We start from the raw sequence: 20674 nt of genomic DNA on the forward strand, positions 1-20674 counted from the left end.
GACGCCCACGATGCTGAGCGTCCTCTCGAACCGTACTTACCGGCACCTATTCGCGGCGCAGGTCATCGCCCTGATCGGTACCGGCCTGCTGACCGTCGCCCTGGGGCTGCTGGCGTTCAAGCTGGCCGGCGACCGCGCCGGGACAGTCCTCGGGACGGCGCTGGCCATCAAGATGGTCGCCTATGTCCTCATCGCCCCGGTGGCCCAGGCTTTCACGAGCCGGTTGCCGCGGCGCGCCTTCCTGGTGGGCACGGACCTCGTCCGCGCCGCCATCGCCCTGACGCTGCCGTTCGTCGACCAAGTCTGGCAGATCTACGCCCTGATCTTCGTCCTGCAATCGGCCTCGGCGGCGTTCACCCCGACCTTCCAGGCCACCATACCGGACATCCTGCCGGACGAGCGCGACTACACCCGCGCCCTGTCGCTCTCGCGCCTCGCCTATGACCTGGAGAACCTTCTCAGCCCGACCCTGGCGGCCCTACTCCTGGCGGTGGTGCCCTACAACGCCCTGTTCGGCGGTACCGTCGTCGGGTTCCTGTGCTCTGCGGCCCTGGTGGTGTCCGTGAGCCTGCCGATCGCCACCCGGACCGAACGCCAGGGCGGCATCTACGACCGGACCACGCGGGGCCTCAGGATCTACCTTGCGACGCCGCGCCTGCGCGGGCTGCTCGCCCTCAACCTCGCGGTCGCCGCGGCCGGCGCCATGGTCATCGTCAACACCGTGGTGATCGTCCAGGGCCTCTTGGATCGTCCGCAGACCGACGTGGCCCTCGCCCTCGGCCTGTTCGGGGGCGGCTCCATGATCGCCGCCCTGACACTGCCAAGACTGCTCGACCGGCTTTCGGACCGCGCGATCATGATCCCGGCGGCGGCCCTGCTCGGCGTGGTTCTCCTGGGTGTCGCCGCCATGACCTGGGGCGGGACCATCGGCTGGCCGCTTCTGCTCGGAACCTGGCTGGTGCTCGGCATCGCCTATTCCGGCGTGCAGACCCCCACCGGCAGACTCCTGCGCCGCTCGGCGACCCCGGAGGACCGACCGGCCGTCTTCGCCGCCCAGTTCGCCCTGTCCCATGCCGCGTGGTTGCTCACCTATCCGCTGGCCGGTTGGCTGGGGCCGTCCGTGGGGATGCCATCCACGCTGGCGATCCTCGGGGCGGTGACGCTTGCCGGCGTCGCCACGGCGGTCCGGCTATGGCCGGCGGCGGAACCCGACGTGATCGAGCATGCCCACGCAGACCTCGACGTCCGGCACCCGCACCTGCATGGGGGCCGCCGTCACGCCCACGTCTACGTCATCGACGACCTGCATCATCGTTGGCCGGCCAGGGCGGGGTGAGCGCCGTTCGATGTCCTTGCCGGCTGGGTCGAAAATCGGGATGGCCGACCAGTGCAGCGGAGCTCGAATGTTTCGTTAGCCACGCGAAGGGGAGAAGAACGTACCCCGCGGAACGGTCTTGGAAGCGGAGCCGTTCCAAAGGCTCGGGTGCCGTCGTTTTCGACGCATTGCCGACAACGACATGAGGAAGCCCATGAAGAAGTCCATTCTCGCCGCAGCCATCCTGGCAACCCTGGGTGCGGCTTCGGTCGCCCCGGCCTCCGCCGCCCCCGGCATGATCGGCGCCGTCGAGGCCCCCACCACCGTCACCGAGGTCCGGATGGATGGCATGCACGGCCATCGCATGATGGGCCACCATCACCATCGCGGTCACCGCATGATGCGCCATGGGCACCACCACCACATGATGGGCCACGGTCATCGCCGCGGCCACATGATGGGCCATCACCGCGGTCACCGCATGTAGCTCTCGGCGACCCGGGTCCCAGCGACCCGGGGACTACCGGCTAAGGCGGGACGCGGAAAAGCGTTCCGCCTCGCTTACACAGGTCCGACCGCTCGGACGGATAAGCGTGGAAGCGCCGCGCCAGCACCTGAGACGAGCCCCCGTCGCGGCGGCGCTTATTGGTGCACCGCCAGCATCCAGAGGGCCATGGCGACCATCATCACGTTCTCGGTCAACGACACGAAGCCGAGCGGCACCTTGCTCGAACCGCCGACGCAGGCGCACTTGATGTCGCGCTTGTCGACGTAGACCGCCTTGAACACCGAGACCGCCCCGAGCGTGCCGATGAACAGGGCCACGGGGATCGAGATCCCGTTCAGGGCGCCCGCCACCATCAGGACGCCGGCGATGCCCTCCAGGAACGGGTAGGCGTAGGCGTAGCGCACCCAGCGCCGCCCGAGCAGGTCGTAGCCCAGGAACATCGAGGAGAAGCTCTCGACGTCCTGCAGCTTGAGGAGCGCCAGCACGCACATGCTGAAGGCGATGAACCACTCGGCCGCGCGCATCGTGAACGGCGTGCCGTAGACTGCGTGGCTCGCCGCCAGCGCCATCAGCGCCGTCATCGAGAACACCGCGATGACGGGCGTGTAGGTGGTGACGTTCGGGTCGTTCGCCGCCTTGCCGAAGTGGCGCTGCAGGTCGTCGAAGCCCCCGACGCGCTCGCCGTTGATGAAGGTCTGCGGCGTCGACTTGACCTGGTGCTCGGCTTTGAAGCGGTCGGTCTCCGCCCGGTCGGTCAGGAGGTGGTCCTCGACCTCGAAGCCCTGGCGTTGGAGGAGGTCCTTGGCCTTCAGGCCGTAGGGGCAGGTGTGTTCGGGGGTGACCATCCGGTAGAGGGTGGCCTTGCGGGCGGCTGAGGACATCGGGTGTTCCTTCCTGAACTGAGGGCGGTTCGACCGGGGCCGGGACCTATTCGGCGGCCGCGCGGTGGGCCGGCGGCTTGTCCTGGGTTGCCGCGGCCGTGGACGAGGCGGGTGGCAAGCCCCATCCCTTCACGAGGGCGTAGACGGCCGGGATCACGACCAGGGTCAGCACGGTCGAGGAGACCATGCCGCCGATCATCGGCACGGCGATGCGCTGCATCACCTCGGAGCCCGAGCCGGTGCTCCAGAGGATCGGCAGCAGGCCGGCCATGATGGCAGTGACGGTCATCATCTTCGGGCGGACCCGCTCGACCGCGCCGACCATGATCGCCCGCCGCAGGTCCGCGCGGGTGAGCATGCGCCCCTCCCGGAGGCACCCGGCCCGGACCTCGTCGAGGGCGTGGTCGAGGTAGACCAGCATGATCACGCCGGTCTCGGCGGCGACGCCGGCGAGCGCGATGAAACCCACCGCGACCGCGACCGACATGTTGAAGCCCATCCACCACATCAGCCAGACCCCGCCCACCAGGGCGAAGGGCAGCGAGAGCATGACGATGAGGGTCTCGGTCAGCCTCCGGAAGTTGAGGAAGAGCAGCAGGAACACGATCAGGAGCGTCAGGGGCACCACGATCCTGAGCCGCGCCGTCGCCCGGTCGAGATACTCGACCTGCCCGCTCCACTGGATGAGCGTGCCCTGAGGCAGCGCCACCTCGTTGGCGACCGCAGCCCTGGCCTCGGCGACGTAGCCTCCAAGGTCGCGACCGACGACGTCGACGTAGATGAAGACCGCGAGTTGGCCGTTCTCGGTCCGGATCTGCGTCGGGCCCCGGCTCAACTGCACCTTGGCCACTTCGCCGAGCGGCACCGTACCGCCGCCAGCGATCGGCACCTGCACCTCGGAGGCGATTGATCGCGGGTCTGAGCGGAAGGCGCGGGGGTAGCGCACGTTCACCGTGTAGCGCTCACGACCCTCGACCGTGTTGGTGACGCTGTCGCCGCCGAGCGCCATGGCGATGACGTCCTGCACCTCGCCGACCGTCAGCCCGTACCGGCCCAGCACCTCGCGGTCGGGGGTGATGTCGAGGAAGTAGCCGCCCTGGACCCGCTCGGCATAGGCGCTCGACGTTCCCGGAACGGCCTTCACCACGGCCTCGACCTGGCGGGCGACCTTTTCCATCTCGGTCAGGTCCGTACCCAGCACCTTGATCCCGACAGGGGTGCGGATGCCGGTCGAGAGCATGTCGATCCGGGCGCGGATCGGCTGCGTCCAGGCGTTCGAGACGCCAGGGAACTGCAGTGCCTTGTCCATCTCGGCCTTCAGGCTCGCCACCGTCACGCCAGGGCGCCACTCGGCCTTCGGCTTCAGGTTGACGATGGTCTCGAACATCTCGCTCGGCGCCGGGTCGGTCGCGGTGTTGGCCCGCCCTGCCTTGCCGTAGACCGAGGCCACCTCGGGGAAGGACTTGATGATGCGGTCCTGGGTCGCGAGCAAGTCGCCGGCCTTGGTCACCGAGATGCCCGGTAGGGTGGTCGGCATGTACATCAGCGTGCCCTCGTCGAGGTCGGGCATGAACTCCGAGCCGAGCCGGCTCGCCGGCCACGTCGTGGCCCCGAGGATACCGATAGCGAGGAGGATCGTGAGCACACGCGCCCTGAGAACGCCGGCGATCAGCGGCCGATAGATCCAGATCAGGAACCTGTTCACCGGATTGCGGTGCTCGGGGATGATGCGCCCACGGACGAATAGGACCATCAACGCCGGCACGAGGGTCAGGGACAGCACTGCCGCCGCCGCCATCGCGAAGGTCTTGGTGAACGCGAGGGGCCCGAACAGGCGGCCCTCCTGGCTCTCCAGGGTGAAGATCGGCAGGAAGCTCACCGTGATGATGAGGAGCGAGAAGAACAGCGACGGCCCGACCTCGCTCGCTGCCTCGATCAGGATCTCGACCCGGGGCTTGTCCGGTGGCGCCCGTTCCAGGTGCTTGTGGGCGTTCTCGATCATCACGATGGCGGCGTCGATCATGGCGCCCACCGCGATGGCGATGCCGCCCAGGCTCATGATGTTGGCCCCGAGCCCCAAAACCTTCATGCCCGCGAACGCCATCAGGATGCCGACCGGCAGCATCAGGATCGCGACGAGGGCGCTGCGGACGTGGAGGAGGAACACGACGCAGACGAGGGCAACGATGGCGCTCTCCTCGATCAGCGTGCCCTTGAGGGTCTCGATGGCCGCCTCGATGAGGTGCGAGCGGTCGTAGACCGGCAGGATCTCCGTGCCCTTGGGCAGGCTGGCGGCGACCTCGGCGAGCCGGGCTTTGGCGCCCTCGATGACGTTCAGGGCGTTGGCCCCGAACCGCTGCAGGATAATCCCGCCGGCGACCTCGCCGTCGCCGTTCATCTCGGTGATGCCGCGGCGCTCGTCCGGACCGAGCTCGACCCGGGCGACGTCCTTCACCCGCAGGGGCGTGCCGGCCTCGGTCTTCAGGACGATGCTTTCGATGTCGGCGACGCTCTTAAGGTAGCCCCGCCCCCGGACGACGAACTCGAACTCGGAGAGCTCGACGGTACGGCCGCCGACGTCGGCGTTGCTCGCCCGGATGGCCTCCCGGAGCTTGGACAGGGTGACGCCCTGCGCCCGCAGCCGGTTCGGATCGACGACCACGTTGTACTGTTTCACGAAGCCGCCGACGCCGGCGACCTCCGCCACGCCTTCTGCGCGGGACGCCCCGAAGCGCACGACCCAGTCCTGGAGCGAGCGGAGCTCGGCCAGCGTGCGCTCCTTGGCAACCACGACGTACTGGTAGACCCAGCCCACCCCGGTCGCGTCGGGCCCCAGGGTCGGGGTGACGCCGGGCGGCAGGCGCTTGGCCACGGTGTTCAGGTATTCGAGCACCCGGCTCCGCGCCCAGTACGGGTCGGTACCGTCCTCGAAGATCACGTAGACGAACGACACCCCGAAGAACGAGAACCCGCGCACGACCTTGGACCGGGGCACCGTCAGCATGGCGGTCGTCAGGGGGTACGTGACCTGATCCTCGATGACCTGGGGCGCCTGCCCGGGGTACTCGGTGTAGACGATGGTCTGGACGTCCGAGAGGTCCGGGATCGCGTCAAGCGGGAGGGTTTTCAGGGCGTAGAGCCCGGCTCCCACCGCAAAAACGGTCCCGATCAGGACCAGCACCAGGTTCCGGGCCGACCAGGCGATGAGGCGGGCGATCATGGCGCCTTCCCTTCGGTCGCGGCCTGTGGGCCGGGATCGGGTTTGGGCTCGGAGAGCCCCTGCAGCGCCGCCTTCAGGTTGCTCTCGGCGTCGATGAGGAAGTTCGCCGAGGTCACCACGCTGTCGCCGGCGGCGATGCCGTCGCGGATCTCGACGAAGCCGTCGCCACGGGTGCCGAGCATGACCGGTCGCGGCTCGAAACGGCCCTCGCCCTTGTCCAGCAGGACGACTTGTTTCGTGCCGGTGTCGATGACCGCGTCGTCTGGCACCGCGACCACCGGCTTGTCGCTGCCGGTGGCGATCGTCACGTCGGCGAACATGCCCGGGCGCAGGTCGCCGTTCGGGTTCGGCAACTCGATGCGCAGGCGGGCGGTCCGGGTCCCCATGGCCAGGTGCGGGTAGATCCGGGTCACCGCGCCGGTGAAGACCCGATCCGGAAACGTCCGGGCGCGCACGGTCGCCGTCTGGCCTTCGGCCACGGCCGCGAGGTCGCGTTCGGTCACGTCGGCCACCACCCAGACCCGTGAATGGTCCACGAGCTTGAACAGGGTGTCGCCGGACTTGGCGCGCATGCCGTCGGAGACGTTGCGCTCGACCACGACGCCGTCGCGGGGCGCCGACCACGTGATGGTCGAGGGTACTTTTCGGGTGCGCTCGATCTCGTCGATGACCTCGGGCGGGATGCCCAGGTTCTCCAGGCGCCGGCGGGCGCCCTCGTAGCCGATGCCGGTGAGGTACTGCGCGGCGGCCGCGTTCATCTCCGGCGAGAACAGGCGCAGGAGCGGCTGGCCCTTGTGGACGTGGTCGCCGGTGGTGACGGCCTCGACCTTCTCGATGAAGGCGTCGGTGCGCATCGCGATCACGGAGATCCGGCGCTCGTCCTCCTCGATGGCGCCCGGCGCCCGAACCGGCATCGACAGGACCCGTCGCTCGGCCACCGCCGTCCGGACCCCGGTGCGCTGGAGCTTGCCAGGCGAGATCGTCACGGTGCCGTCGTCGGTGTCCTCGCCCTCGTAGACGGGGAGGTAGTCCATCCCCATCGAGTCCTTTTTCGGAATCGGCGAGGTGTCCGGAAGGCCCATCGGGTTGCGGTAGAAGCGTACCTTGCGGGTGCTTGTAGGCGGCGTGGCCTGAGCCATGGCCATGTCGCCGGGGCCGGCGTCGGGCATCGCCTCCGCCTCGTCGGGTTCGTCGAAGCGCACGTCCTCGCTCGCGTGGACGGCGCGATAGTCGCGACCGTCCGCCGTGCGCTTGGGCTCGGAGGCGTAGTCCGGCTTTCCGTCCGGGTCCTGGTAGTAGACCACGGGACCCGTGGCCTTTGGTTGGTAGGGCATCGGGGCCGGTGACCCCGCGCCGGGCAGCCAGTGCGCGAACCCGTTCCGCGCATGATGGACGAGCGCCGGCACGGGGCTGCCTTCATGCCCCGCGCCAAATCCCAAAACCCCCGCCGCCAGCGCGGCGAGGGTCCCGGCGGCCCATGCCGTCCGGCTCACTTGGTGGCCTTGAACACCAGCTTGTTCTCAACGGTGCCGGTCTCGCCCTGCACCTTGGCCCCGAGCGAGAGGCGCCAGCCGCCGGCCATCGTCAGCTTCGCCTTGAACCGGTAGAGGCCCGGTTCCGGCGACGGCAGCTGCTCGATCTTCGAGGTCATCTCCTCCATGCTGTCGGGCGCCATGTCGATGCGCTTGGCGAAGATGACGGCGTTCGGCACGGGCTTGGACGTGCGCTTGTCGACGAGGCGGACGTCGAGGATGGCATCGCCCTGCTTGGCCTCGTCCTTCACCAGCTGGAACTCGTAGTCCTTGGTGTCGGCCCGGGCCGCGGTGGTCAGGGCGAGGCCGAGCAGCGCAGCCGTGAGGGCGCGCGAAAACGATGTCTTGGACACGGTGGATGATCTCCTGAAAACGATGGGACCCGGGCCTTCAGGCGCGCGGGATCGGCCGGCGCAGGCGCCGGCGGCATCGGGTTCAGGCTCGGGGAGGCTCGGTGGGTGGCCCTTGCGACAGGCTGTCGAAGGAGGCGGTGACGGCCCGGGCGGGCACCTCGATGACGGCAACGCGGCCCGGAAGTCCGAGGGCCACCGGCAGGCCGGTGGCGACCTTCGCCAGGCAAAGCGCCATCAGCGGGCAGCCCTTCGAGCAATCGGGCATGTCCGGCCGCTCCTTGGGACAGCACGGCATCTCGTCCATGGCCATCTCGTCCATGGCCATCTCGGCCATGTCATCCATGGCCTCGTCGGGCATCGCCATGGCGTGCCCCTGAACGGCCGTCGGCGCGCGCATGCCCGCGGCGGCCGCGAATGCGGTCATCGGCGCAAGGGCGAGGCCGAGCACTGCCAGCAGCGGGAGCAGCCTGCGAAGGACGAGCCAGAAGGTCACTGGCGGATGATGCCACATCGTGGAGCGGCGAGGAAGGGACGGGACTACCGGACGCGCCGCCTGGCGCGGGCTTCCGACCATCACCCAGCGGAGCGGCGTTGTAGCGCGAGCAGGCCGGCCGAGTAGACCAGCGAGACGAGAAGGGCTCCCGCGAGTGCCGCGGCGGCACCGAATGGCCGGACCATCAGGTGGACCGTCAGCAACGTTAGGCCGAACCCGAACACGCCTCGTACCGTGATGCCCGCCAACCGCGCCATCGCCGCCCCGCCGACGCGGCGATGCAGGATGACGAAGGTGCTCGTGAGGGTGAGCGGATAGGCGGCGATGACCCCGGTCCGCGCCGGCCCCAAAACCGCGCTGAGTGCCAGGACCCCCGTCACGAACAGCGCCACGGCCGCCGCCCTGACGACGAGGTCCAGTGGCCTCGGTCTCGCGACGACGGCACTCCGTGCGAGGATCGTCCGTGCGGCGGGTCGGGTGATGAGGATACCCGCGCCGTAGACGACCACGTTGAGGAGGAACGCCATCACCGGCGTCCAGGCGACAGCGGAGATGGAAACGGCCGCGGCGATCCACGCCATCGCCGCCGGGCCCAATGCCGCGACGAGGCCCCGGTGGGTCGCCCGCCGGGCGTAGACGATCAGGAACAGGCCCGTCGCCGCGTTCGCCGCGAAGCCGTTGAGGGCGGCCCCGGCGACGAAGGCCGCATCGTGCTCCAGGACCATGAAGACGTAGACCGGCCCGGCGGTGACCGGCAGGCTGATGATGAGCGCCCCCCAGACGGGACCGAGGATCTCCGCAAGCACCGAGGCGAGGACGACGACGGTTCCGGCGGTCAGTGCCCGGACGAGGGCCGTCACCCAGATCGCCGTCAGGATAGCACCCCATCCGGCGCGACGGCGCCGCTCCGGATCCCCACCGTGACCCGTCCTCTCACGCCGGACCCGCGCGTCTCCGCATGGTTCCGGGATAGGCGCCGCGTGCGAAGTTCCCGTGGTCGTCCACCGTGAAGTACCATCCGTGCGTCACCCTCACCCGCATCTTCTCGCGCAGGTTCGGCACCGTCAGGTCGTCGTGCTGCAGGGCCGCCCCTCGGATCGTCGAAGCCCTTAGGTCCGGCAGGATCGCCTCCGCCGTCAGCGTGCCGTCCGCCGGGATGAGTTCGTAGACCTCCCGCATCACCGCGTCCCAGAAATCCCACGCACGCACGCGGCCCATCTGCCTCTCCAGGCGCTGCATCCTCTCGCGCATCCCAGCCAGCTCCTCCTGCGCCGCGTCGAGAGAAGCGAGCGCCTCGTTCAGAACCGCGTCTCGGGCCGCCAACGCCATCTCGTGGTTGCGCTCCTCGATGATGGACTTCACGGCGGCATCCGACTGCGCCTCCATCCACATGGCCGTCGCGAGCGCCCCGAAGGAGGCCTGGAGCCGTTCCGGGAGACCCTTCAAGTCGAGCTTCGGCCTGTAGTTTCGCTTGATTTTCCATGCGACCAGCAGCGGACCGAGCTCCCGGTTCGAACCGGCCACCTCGGTGAGTGCGATGAGCCCCGGGCGGATGGTTTTCAACGACACCGGCATATCGTTGAGCAGCAGTTCGTCGGCGACCTGATCGAATTGCTCTTCGGTCGGCATCGGGCACTCCAAGACACGCCCCAGCCTCGCGAGTCATGGTTAATTGTTCGTTCGTACCGATGGTAGCGGTAGCGGGTCACGCTACCCGCTACCGCTACCATCGATGCCTTCCACCTCGCCGGTGCGATCGCTCCGGGGAAGGCATCACCCCGGCAGGATGCCGTCCGTCACCCTCACGACGCTGCGCCCGTTGCCCCGGCGCTCGACCCGCACCTGCACGGCGATGCGATCGATCATCGCGGCCACGTGGGTGATCACGCCGACGCGCCGGCCCTGACCCCGGAGGGTCTCCAAGGCATCGACCGCGACGTCGAGCGTCTCGGCGTCCAGCGACCCGAAGCCCTCGTCGATGAACAGGGTGTCGACGAAGGCCTGCCGCCCCTCCAACCCCGAGAGCGCCAGTGCCAGGGCAAGCGCGACGAGGAAACGCTCCCCGCCCGAGAGGCTGCGGGTGCCACGGAGTTCGTCGCCCATGTCCCGATCGAGGACGTGCAGGGACAGGTCCGCCGCCCGGCTGCGGACGAGCCGATAGCGCGGGCTCAGGACATTGAGCTGCTCGTTGGCCAGCCGGGCGAGGTGCTCCAGGGTCACCCCCTGGGCGAAGCGTCGGAACCTGTCGCCGCCGGCCGAACCGACCGCCGCGTCCACCATCTCCCAATGACCGAGACCTTCCCGGGCGGCCTCGATCTCGCCCGAAAGGTTCGCGGCCTGCCCGCGGGCCGCGTCGTCGCGTGCCAGTTCGGCGTCCAGGGCACCGTGACGGCGTTGGTTCGCCGCGACGAGGTCGGCGATACGTGCCACTGCGGCCTCGGTCCCCGGCACGTCGATCGCCGGGCGCGCTCTAAGGCCGTCGAGGTCCGCCCGACGGGTGGCCAGCGCTGCGACGGCCGCCTCGTGGCCACGGAGCAGGCGATCACGGGCATCGCGAAGGGCCAAGCGGGTCCCGGGCGGCACGGCGAGCAGGATCATCACCGCGTCCGGGACTCGATCGCCGCATTCCGTCATGAAACGCTCGCGTGCATGCCCGGACAACTCCGTGGCCCTCCTGAACTGGGCGAGGGAATGCTCGAACGCGCCGGAGGCCGAGGCGTGGACCGCGATCGCCGAGCCCACCGCCTCGTCCGCCGACCTCAAGGCTGCACGGGCCGTATCGCTGACGGCGTTGATGCGGGCACGGTGGATGCCGGTCGGTTCGCCTCCGAGCAGGCCGGCACGCCGCCGGCGCGCATCCTTCAGCGCCTCCGCCCGATCACCCGCCGCCCGTTCCGCACCGTCCCTTGCGATCGTCGCCGTGGCCTCGGCTTCCACAGCCACGGCCAGGAGGGGGGAGCCGGCGTCCAGTTCGCCCTTGAGGATACCGTGGCGGTCGCGGAGGTCCCGGTAGGCGGCACCGATCCGCGCAACGCGGGATGCGGTGGCGTGCGGGTCCCGGTCGAGGTCGGCGAGGTCGAGCCCGGCGACGACGAGGTACGGTCCCAATTCGCGATCGAGGGACTCCACGCGGTCAAGGAGTTCGCCGACGAGCGAACGTCCTCCTGCGGCGAGGAGCGCCGCCTCGTGTCGCGGACCCGCCTTGCCCGCGATGATGCCTTCGGCGGCGACGATCTCGCCCTCTGCGGCCTCGATGGACCGACCCTGCGCCCGGATCTCCCCGTCCAGTCCGCGCACCCGTTCCAGGACCCCTGCCACGGTGGAGCGCGCCGAGCGGGCCGCATCGATCACCGCGTCGAGGTGGAGAGAGGCCTCCGGTCCCGGGCCAAGCGGTGGCACCGGCGCCAGGCCCGCGGCACCGCAGGACGAGGTCAGGCCGGGCAGGAGTTCGGCGTAGGCGAGGGCGTCGTTCGACAGGCGAACCGCCGCCTCGGCACCCTCGCGTGTCGCGGTCTCCAGTCGGGCCGTCGCGCCCGCCTCGTCCGCGATCGCCGCTGCGATGTCCGAGCCGGCCCCGGCGATTTCCGCATCGATGACGGCCCTCCGCGCGCGCATGACCTCGGCGAGGAGAGCCAGCTCGTCGGTCCCGTGTTCGCCGTGCGCGACGGGGTGGTCGGCCGATCCGCACACCGGGCAGGGACGGCCCGGGATGAGGGCGATCCGCATGTGCGCCGCCTCGGCGGATGCGCTGCGCTCGGCGAGGTCCGCCAGGGTCACGATCTCGGCACGCCCTCGGGCCGCCTGGCTCTGCGCCGCCTCCGCCGCCACGCGCCGCGCCGCCGCCATGTCGCGGGCTGTCGTCGCTTGCTCGCCGCTCGCACGTGCGCGTCCGATCTCTGCCTCGGCCCGTCCGAGACGGAGCATGAGGTCGCCGGCGGTCGAAAGCCGGGCCAGGAGTTCCCGGAGATGGGCGTCGCGGGCTTCCGCAACCTCGACGTCCAGGACCCGGCGCTCGACCTCGATGGTCGCGCGGGCCGCCATGAGACGCGATCGGGCCTCGCGTGCCGACGTCAGCCGATCACGCGCGACCGCCGTCGCGGCATCGGCCGCCGCGACGGCGGCCTCGGCATCCGTGAAGGCAAGGCGGGCCGCCGCGATCCTCGACGTCAGCGTCGCCCTCTTGTCGAACATCCCCGCGATCTCCGCGGCCTTGACGGCAAGCGGTTCGGCAATGGCATCCGCGTCCATCCGCTGGGCCACCTCGGCAAGCCCGGCCACGAGCGCGTCGTGGGCTCGGCTAAGGCCGATGCGCCGGATCCGTGCAGCCTCGAAACCGGCGCCCGCTTCCATCGCGTTGACGTTCGCGGCCTCCGCCTCGCGATCGAGCCCGGCGAGTTGCGCGTCGAGGACCTCGGCGGCACTCCATGCCGGGGCGAAGGCACGAACGTCGGCTTCCGCGGCCTCGGCCGCGGCCCGCGCCGTGGCATTCCCGGCACGGGCTTCGGCGAGCCCGGCCTCCGCGGCCTCGACGTCCGCCTGGGCCCTGTCGCGAAGCTCCGCGGCGGCGGCGAGGGTGTCCCTGGATGAGGCGACGGCGTCCGCCGCCCGCCGCAAGGGCTCGACGGCGTCGAGTTCGGCCAGCCGGGCGGCATCGGCGTCGCCGGCCCGGACGAGGGCCGCGGCCTCGTCGGCCCGTGCCGCCGCCTCCGCCAGCTGCGTCTCGGCCGCGGCCAACCGCCTGGAATGGTCGAGGGCCGAGGCCAGGGCCGCCTGTTCGACGACGAGGCCCGGCATCGCGTCCTCGATCGCCTTGACCTCGACGAGCCTCGCATCCCGGTCCCCGGCGTCGAGGAGGCCGATGGCCTCGTGCCGCGCGACCAATGCGGCGTGGGTGGCCCGTTGCACCTCGGTGCCGGCATGGACCCGCTTCGAGATCTCCGAATAGACGGCCGTGCCGGTGATCTTTTCGAGCAGCTCGGCCCGATCCGCCTCGCTCGCGAGGAGGAAGGTGTCGAACTCGCCCTGGGCCAGCACCACCGTGCGCCGGAACTGCTCGAAGGTCAGGTCGGTGGCGGCCTCGACCGCCGCGAGCACCGCGGTCTTGCCGGTGGCGATCGGGGCGCCGTCCTCGATCCGGGACAGGCTGCGGCCCTCGTTCTGAAGGCGTCCATCCGCCCGGCCGCGGGCCCTGTACACCGTCCAACGCGCCCGGTACCCGATGCCGTCCCGGCCGATGAAGTCGACCTCGGCGAAGCCTTCGCCGGCCCCCCGGCGCAGGATGGCGCGCGGGTCGCCGGAGGCCATGGGCTGTCCGCTCGGGTCCGGCACCTCCTCGCGCCGTGCGGCGCTCACGCGGGGAAACTGCCCGTAGAGCGCAAGGCATAGGGCGTCGAGGATCGTCGACTTGCCCGCCCCGGTCTCGCCGGTGATGGCGAACATGCCCGTGTCGCCGAGGGGGCCTCGGTCGAGGTCGATATCGAACGGCGCGGCGAGGCTCGCGAGGTTCTCGCCGCGGATCGCGAGGATGCGCATGGATCAGGACCGGGCCGGGGGTCGGGGGCTCATGCGCCCGCCGCGGCGCGGTGGAACACGTCGAGGTGCGGGGCGGCGGGCTCGACCTTGTGGGTCCGTAGGAAGGCGAGGCGGAACAGGTCCTCCGGGTCGCGCTCGGCGAGACGGACCGCCGGGATGCCTTCGGGCATCAGGTCCGGCACGGCCCCCTCGACGCTCGCGACCCGGACGTCGACCACCCGCACCGGGAACCCCTCGGCGATGCGATCCACCTCGGCCCGGTGACCGGCCGGCAGTCCCGTGCGGGCGAGCCGGATCTGCAGGAACGGCCGGACCTCGACCGGCAGGCCGGGATCGAGGTCGAGGGCCGCGAGATGATCGCCGAGCTCGCCCAGCGTCATGTCGCCGGCATCGGGCAGGCGCAGGAAGGGGACGGGGCGGTCGATGACGACGTGCTCCGTCCGCGCCGGGCCGTCGCCCACGGTCACGAGGGTGACCCCGTGGCGGTAGGCCAGTTCGGCGGCCGAGAGCGGGATGAGGGACCCGGAGTATCGTATGGTCGGACGACCTACCTGCTGTTCACGATGGAGATGGCCGAGGGCGACGTAATCGGCGTCCTCCGGGAAGACGTCGGACGGGACGGCATGCTCGCCGCCCACCAGGATCCGACGTTCCGCCCCCTCGGATTCCAGTCCGCCGGCGACGTGCAGGTGCCCGGTGACGAGGTATGGCAACCCCGCCAGTGCCGGCCGGGCCGCGTCGTGCAGGGCGGCGTAGAGGTCGCGCACCGCCCGGACGATCGGCGAGCCGGCCTCGTCGCGGACGCGGCCCACGGCGAGGCCGGGCATGCAGGCGGCTGTGGGATACGACACGCCGAGCACGTGGCCCGCCACCGCGCCGTCCTTGCGGATCGGCACCAGGTGCCGCGAAAGGTCGAGGGCACCGTCCGACCGCCTGACGTTGCCGACGACATGGACGCCGATGGCGTCGAGGAGGGCGCGCGGCGCCTCAAGGCGGCCGGCGGCGTCGTGGTTGCCGGCGGTGACCACGATCGTCATGGCGGGTCGGGCGCGATGCAGGCGCACCAGCAGCTCGTAGAACAGGCGCTGGGCCTCGCCGGACGGGTTCTGGCTGTCGAACACGTCACCGGCCATGACCAGGGCATCGACCTCGCGCGCCTCGACGATCGCCACGAGGGCATCGAAGACGCGGGCATGTTCGTGGTCCCGAGCGAAACCCCGCAAGGTCTGCCCGATGTGCCAGTCGCCGGTGTGCAGGACGCGGATCATGATGCCGTGACTAGCGAAGTTTCCCTGGGCTGGCGAGGGGGGAGCGTGCGGTTTTTACCGCTGACGTTGCATTTATGGTCTTTGTTTGAAAATAATTACCCGATCCAATCAAGATAATGCGGTGATGATTGATAGTATCTGATCGAATTACATGCCGAACTAGGCGTTCTCGTTCGATCCCGTTCCGTTGCAAGCCATTTCAGTACATGGCCCCGAAGCCCCAACGAGCATTGCCATCGCCCCGGAACATGGGGGATCACCCTACGGACGGGAGGGCATGACCTGAGGCGCGGGGCGGCCTTTTCGATCACCTGACCCCTGATGACGATGCCGCGCACGCGGCCTTCTCAACGGCCGGAGGCCGGCATGACCAAGTCCAGGATTTTCTTCACGGGAGACACGCACGTGGGGCATCGTGGCATCCTCTCGCCGAGGATGCACGCGGCCCGTCCGTTCGCTTGCATCGAGGAGCACGACGAGACGCTGGTGGCCCGGTGGAACGAGGTGGTCCGCCCCCATGACACGGTCTGGCACCTCGGCGACTTCTGCTATCGCTGCAAGGAGGACTACGCGCTCGGCATCTTCAACCGCCTGAAGGGGCGTCGCCTCCTCGTGCGAGGCAACCACGACAAGGTCGCTGCAAGGCTACCCTGGGACGGGCCCGTCGTCGACGTCGCCCAGGTCGTCGTACAGAATCCCGACGGGTCACCCCAGGGGCTTTTCCTCAGCCACTATGCTCATCGTGTCTGGCCGCGGATGCATCGTGGCGACCTCCACCTTTACGGCCATTCGCATGGCAGCCTGCCCGGCACCGCCACGAGCACCGATGTCGGCGTCGATTGCTTCGACTGGCGGCCCGTGACGCTTGAAGAGATCCGCGTGCGCCTGGCGGATAACGCCGCGCGAACCGGGCCGCCTGCATGATGCCCCGTGAGACCGGCCGGACCGAGGCGGGACCGCACCGGGCGCGAGAGCGGCCCTCGCCCCGGATCGATGATGTCCTCGCCCTGTCGACCGCGTCGCAGGCTGACGGCGCGCCGGTCTAGGGGGCCTTGTGGAAAAGGGCCGCGCGGGTGGCCATCGATACGCTTCACGAAGGAACCTGCCGTAGTCCATGGGCGAGCGGCAGTTCCCTCGTCGCAGGCGGAATTGATCGATGGCGCTCATCACGCAGGCCCAGGCGCGGCCTTACCTGACTGCGGAGTGCTACGAGACGGCGAAGACCGAGGGCGTGCTGACCTATCGGGGACCGGCGGTGGTGGCGCTTGCCTATGGCTGCGGCGTCCGGGAACCCGAGATGCTGCGGCTCAAGCGCAAGCATTGGCGTGTTGGCGGCGAGGATCGGATCAAGATCGATCCGGACGAAGGTCCTCCCGGCACGCAGCGCCCCCTGTCGTTCGGCCGGATCGTGCCGATCCCGGAGCACGTGGTGAAGGTCGTCGAGGAGTATCTCGCCCGACTGCCCGAGCAGCCCGGGCCGGACGAATGCCTCATCCGCTCCGCGGAGGGCGGCGATGTCAGGCGCATCGAGCTAGTCGGCCAGATGCGCAATCCCGGACGGGGAAGGGACGACGTCGAGGAGCGGACGCTGCCCTCGTTTGCGGCAGCGTTCGCATGTGCCATGGCCGAGGAGGAAGACGAGCGCCTCGCCGCCTATGTCATCGGCGGGCGCCCACCCGACGGGTCGCCGTGGGTGAAGCGTGCGCCGCCGTGGGATCTCGTCCACGCGACCTTCAAAAAACATTCCACCCTCTGGAAGATCGATCGCAGCTTCTACCATGCCATCCGCCGTAGGGGTGGGGCCAACCGCTGAAAAGCATTCCTTCGGGGATCAGGATACCTCACAAAGTGGCGCAGATATTCAAGGCCACATAGACCACGTTCGTTGAAGCGCTGTCCCCGTTCTTTCGATGCGTAGGATGGTCATTCGCTTATAGGGCTGGGGGGGCTTCTGGGTGCGGCAGCCCCCCTGCCACGTGGAGAACGCGGGGGGTAGAGCGTCAGGGGGCGGTGCAGCTGGGACCGGGGCGACGCGCAGCGCAGCGAGCGTGGGGAGGGCCCCCCCCTTTGATGCGTCGTGGGGGCAGCGCCCCCAGCCTTAGCGCCCTGTCTGGAAAGACAGTCGAGGCTGTCGGCATGCTGCCGTCGTTTCTGTCTTGTCCGACTCGCGGCTACGGCAATATAGCCGCCTCACTGCCCAACGATTGTATCGAACTTTGTATAGAGATCGTGGCTACTCTCCTCTCGACAGCGCAAAATTATTCTGCTTCGTTTGCCCATAGCCGAAGTTCGCTTCGTATCGCTCCCTTGCCTGCCAGTTGGACCGGAGATCCGTATGTTGGTTCAGTCGCGATCGGGCATGAATCAGTTTCTCAGATTATTTTTTGCCTCTATCAGCCTGCTGTTCATAGCCGGCATGGCCACATCTGAAGCTCAGCCGCAATCGATCCGCCAACGCATATCCGGCTGTTATCTGAACGGCGCAATCAACACTCAGCTTATGCAAATGTGTACCGGCCTTGTCATCGATACCGCGACGTTTATTTCTTGCTCGCAGGGAGGGCCATGTTTCGGAGAGCCGGGATTTCAGGTTGCTCAGTCCGGCCCCCCGTTCTGCGGCGGCCCAGGACAGGTGGCGTGCCCCATGGCACGAGCCTGCGGTCAGCCGGGAACGCTGTACTGCCCTGTCCCTCCTGGCTTCGCGCAGATGTTTCCCTTCGCTCCGGCTTGCGGTGCGCCGCCTTTCCCTCACTGCTCGGCCGGTTTGCCATGTGGCATCCCCGGCGCGCTGGCATGTCAGGGAAGTGGAAACAGCATCCAGATGGCCAACGCATTGGCGGCGCCCGACGCGACCCTCAATGTCATTCTGCCTGGACGGCCGGGCACCGGTTTTGGGGGCGACGTATCCCCGGGGGTCCAGGTCGCAGCGCCGCCGCTTCCAGATGAAAACAGGCTCGCGCAATGTCGTAATTCGAGTGCAGACAATGATCAATTCATGAGTTGTCTGGTGTCGAAGGCGATGCCGCCGCAATACCGGATCGTCAAATCTTGCATGGACGACAATCCGGGTGACGGCGGCGCAGCGCTCGCATGTTCCACAGGAAATTCGAATGTTATCGATGGATATGCTCGGTACTCAGACGTAAGGAGTTGCATGGATACCTCCGGTAGCGGGAACGCGGAGGTGGCAAATTGCTTGGGAAAGGGGTTTCTTGGTCAGAACGAGCAATATTACTTGTCATGCGCAACGAAAAACGCTTCGAGCCTCGGTTCGGCGGCGGTCTGCGCACTGGCAAAGGATTTGACGCCCGAGCAGCAAATCGCTCTATCCTGCGCGGTTACAACAGGGGCTGAGCCTCATGCATTCGCTGTGTGCGCCGGCGGACAGCTTATGCAGAGAGAAATCGATAAATGTTTTCAGCATGGCATAGGAACTGACCAAGGTTGCTTCGGGCCAAATAATGAATACCGGAAATTTCTTCGTGGCGTCGATGGTCAGGTCCGGACCGCTTTTGGTGATCACAGTGTGGCCTATCAGGCTTATTCACTTTGGCAGAACAACGTTCTTGCTCCGGGACCAAATCATGAAGTTATTAAAATCGTAAATAATGGAATTAAGGATCTAAGAGAGGGCCCTGGGCCTAATAACGAGATTGTCAAAGCGGGAAACGCTGTCTCGAAAGGCCTCAAGAGCATCGGCAAAGTCTTCAAGTTTTGATCTGGTGATGGGTTGATTGTCGCCTACGATGCTAAGAATTGATTGCGATCACTTGAAAAAGTGGTGCGGCTGGATACTCTCTCCGAGCAGGATGGTAGCGAAAATCCGCATTAGGAGCGGTCAGATTAACACGTCGCGCGAGCTGATAGAATGGAACATATGCTTCCTGGCTATCGCCATCGAGATCTGCTGCTTCAGCATCGGGGACAGATTTTTTGGCCCAAATATTCCCGGATTTCTCTATGTCATAGCTGGAATTTACGCCCTTGGCCGTATCAATGAGCTTGTGTTCGCGTTTTCCAGCGATGCGTTCGACCGGCTCGAAGGCAAGAAGCCTCGCATCGAGATGAATAAGTCCGAGCGCATCAAGCTCCTCGGGATTGGCTATATCGAAACGATTTTGCAGTTCGGCCTAGTGCATCTGGCGGCACAGGCATTGTCACTGCACCGTGCGTACAGCCATCCGTTACGGGATGCATTCGACGCTACCTATTTCAGCGCCATGACGATCACTACGACGGGGTTCGGCGATTTCGCACCGGACAGCCTACTGCCCCGTCTCGTGACCATGTACGAAGCGGTTATCGGTATCGTGTTTCTGGCCCTGGCCCTTGGCTCCTATTTGTCTTTTACCGTCAAACCGAATGAAGCGGGCGATGACGATAAGGGCGCAGCGTCCCCTTCATAAACCGGCGGGCGTCCCCCTGACTGGACCGCACTCTACTCGGCCTTTCCTCCCGGAACCCGGTTCCCGGTTTCCGCCATGCGGTGAAGATGGCTGACTTGAAGACGAAGAAGAACTTCCCGGCCCGTGGCCAGCCAGCTGTTCCCGACTGACCTTCTAGGTTTCGGGGTGTCGACAGATGCCTCCATGCGGCTCATCTCCGGTGTCCACGAATTTGGGGCAGGCGTCTCCCCCCGGATTCCGAGGCAGGCGCTTGACGTCGCCTCGATACGTATCGGACTGTCCTGCCCGGAAGCTTCGCCAGGACGCGCGGCCAGGGTAGCGCATCCCGGCAATGATCAATCGAGAGACGCCAGATCCCGCCAGCGCAAGGCTCCACGACCTGCTGGGCTACGTCGAGCAAGTCGTGAGGCTCGACGAAAGAGCGGCCATGCGGCTGAGCGAGCATCGGCTCCCGACCGGGCAGGCGTTCATCCTCCACCAGCACGAACTCCATGCTCTCCCAGGCGTCAGGCACGACCTCGTCGACGAGGAGGGACCGATCTGGCTGGCGGTCCAGCGGTTGCGCCGCAGTGCGCCGCCGGCTCCGCCCGAGGAGACTGCGGAATGGCTGGAACTCGCTCCTGATCCGGAACGCCGGCCCCGGCTGCTCCCGTTTCTGATCCGAACCATACCGATGGGCGAGAAGAACGCCCTTGTCTCGGCAGGGTTGGCTCGGGTCGAGGATTGCTCCGAGGCGCCGATCCAGCCCGAGAAGGATGTCCATCTCTGGGATGTCCGGCTGCGGATCGAGGACAGGGCCGACGTTCAGGCTGCGGCGGAGGCCTGGATTACGGAGAAGTGGCTGCCCTGGTCCCTCGCGGAGGGGCCGGTACGTCGTTCATTGGCCCTGTATCAGCGTCTTTTCGAGGTGGCGCAGTTGTCCGAGCTCGGCGGCGGAGACCGGCCGTTCGAGCTCGTCTGGGGCATGGGCCTGGCGCGATGGAAAAAGGATGATCGTGAGATCGATCTGCCGCTTGTGGAGCGCCTGATCGAGATTGAAGTCGACGATGCCGGAGGGGCCGAAATCCGCATTCGACCGCGCGCCGCCGCGGCCGCGGTGAACCTTCGGGCCTATGAGGACATGGGCGTCGAGGGTGTGATGCTGGCCCACGATGCAGCCCGACGCG

At 67.9% G+C, this 20674-nt stretch carries 15 protein-coding genes and 1 pseudogene; 7 read left to right on the plus strand and 9 right to left on the minus strand.

Annotated features, from left to right (window positions below):
* The first annotated feature begins 10 nt into the window (after nucleotides 1–10).
* Together J7U37_RS16965 and J7U37_RS16970 are read left to right on the plus strand one after the other, a co-directional pair.
* Entirely contained in the window at nucleotides 11–1336 is a 1326-nt protein-coding gene (locus tag J7U37_RS16965) for an MFS transporter (protein WP_247636454.1), read from the plus strand.
* 193 nt (nucleotides 1337–1529) lie between these two features.
* A complete protein-coding gene (locus J7U37_RS16970; RefSeq protein ID WP_243911118.1) occupies nucleotides 1530–1802 on the plus strand; it encodes a hypothetical protein in 273 nt (90 codons plus the stop codon).
* A 155-nt stretch (nucleotides 1803–1957) separates the two neighbouring features.
* On the opposite strand, the gene J7U37_RS16975 is transcribed toward J7U37_RS16970, so the two are convergent.
* The 9 genes from J7U37_RS16975 to J7U37_RS17015 form a co-directional block, all read right to left on the minus strand.
* The gene (locus tag J7U37_RS16975; protein ID WP_243911119.1) at nucleotides 1958–2704 is read right to left on the minus strand and encodes a glutaredoxin; all 747 of its coding nucleotides are present in this window, start codon (nucleotides 2702–2704) and stop codon (nucleotides 1958–1960) included.
* Between the two features lie 46 nt (nucleotides 2705–2750).
* Complete coding sequence (locus tag J7U37_RS16980; RefSeq protein ID WP_247636455.1) at nucleotides 2751–5924, minus strand: CusA/CzcA family heavy metal efflux RND transporter; 3174 nt, start codon at nucleotides 5922–5924, stop codon at nucleotides 2751–2753.
* A complete protein-coding gene (locus J7U37_RS16985) occupies nucleotides 5921–7417 on the minus strand; it encodes an efflux RND transporter periplasmic adaptor subunit (RefSeq protein ID WP_243911121.1) in 1497 nt (498 codons plus the stop codon). The genes J7U37_RS16980 and J7U37_RS16985 overlap by 4 nt, the downstream gene beginning before the upstream one ends.
* On the minus strand, nucleotides 7414–7809 hold the full coding sequence (locus J7U37_RS16990; protein ID WP_243911122.1) for a FixH family protein: 396 nt from the start codon (nucleotides 7807–7809) through the stop codon (nucleotides 7414–7416). Before J7U37_RS16990 ends, J7U37_RS16985 begins: the two co-directional genes overlap by 4 nt.
* 82 nt (nucleotides 7810–7891) lie before the next feature.
* Nucleotides 7892–8302 carry a hypothetical protein gene (locus J7U37_RS16995; protein WP_243911123.1) on the minus strand — a complete coding sequence of 137 codons (411 nt, stop codon included), beginning with the start codon at nucleotides 8300–8302 and terminating at the stop codon, nucleotides 7892–7894.
* Nucleotides 8303–8382: 80 nt separating this feature from the next.
* A complete protein-coding gene (locus tag J7U37_RS17000; protein ID WP_247636456.1) occupies nucleotides 8383–9162 on the minus strand; it encodes a hypothetical protein in 780 nt (259 codons plus the stop codon).
* A gap of 73 nt (nucleotides 9163–9235) precedes the next feature.
* Nucleotides 9236–9931: a DNA-binding protein gene (locus J7U37_RS17005; RefSeq protein ID WP_243911125.1), complete on the minus strand. Its 696-nt coding sequence runs from the start codon at nucleotides 9929–9931 to the stop codon at nucleotides 9236–9238.
* A 144-nt stretch (nucleotides 9932–10075) separates the two neighbouring features.
* Nucleotides 10076–13834, minus strand: a complete 3759-nt coding sequence (locus J7U37_RS17010) for an AAA family ATPase (RefSeq protein ID WP_247636457.1) — start codon at nucleotides 13832–13834, stop codon at nucleotides 10076–10078.
* Between the two features lie 29 nt (nucleotides 13835–13863).
* The gene (locus J7U37_RS17015) at nucleotides 13864–15102 is read right to left on the minus strand and encodes an exonuclease SbcCD subunit D (protein ID WP_243911127.1); all 1239 of its coding nucleotides are present in this window, start codon (nucleotides 15100–15102) and stop codon (nucleotides 13864–13866) included.
* 366 nt (nucleotides 15103–15468) lie between these two features.
* Between J7U37_RS17015 and J7U37_RS17020 the strand changes: the two genes are divergently transcribed.
* From J7U37_RS17020 to J7U37_RS17040, 5 genes and pseudogenes are all read left to right on the plus strand, one after another.
* Nucleotides 15469–16026, plus strand: a complete 558-nt coding sequence (locus J7U37_RS17020) for a metallophosphoesterase (RefSeq protein ID WP_279578230.1) — start codon at nucleotides 15469–15471, stop codon at nucleotides 16024–16026.
* A gap of 232 nt (nucleotides 16027–16258) precedes the next feature.
* Complete coding sequence (locus J7U37_RS17025; protein WP_243911128.1) at nucleotides 16259–16915, plus strand: hypothetical protein; 657 nt, start codon at nucleotides 16259–16261, stop codon at nucleotides 16913–16915.
* 546 nt (nucleotides 16916–17461) lie between these two features.
* A complete protein-coding gene (locus J7U37_RS17030) occupies nucleotides 17462–18820 on the plus strand; it encodes a hypothetical protein (protein ID WP_243911129.1) in 1359 nt (452 codons plus the stop codon).
* 91 nt (nucleotides 18821–18911) lie between these two features.
* A complete protein-coding gene (locus J7U37_RS17035) occupies nucleotides 18912–19508 on the plus strand; it encodes a potassium channel family protein (protein WP_243911130.1) in 597 nt (198 codons plus the stop codon).
* A 427-nt stretch (nucleotides 19509–19935) separates the two neighbouring features.
* A pseudogene (locus tag J7U37_RS17040) lies at nucleotides 19936–20674 on the plus strand (DNA helicase); the annotation flags it as partial.

Origin of the sequence: Methylobacterium sp. 37f (assembly GCF_023093475.1) — a bacterium.
GTDB lineage: Bacteria > Pseudomonadota > Alphaproteobacteria > Rhizobiales > Beijerinckiaceae > Methylobacterium.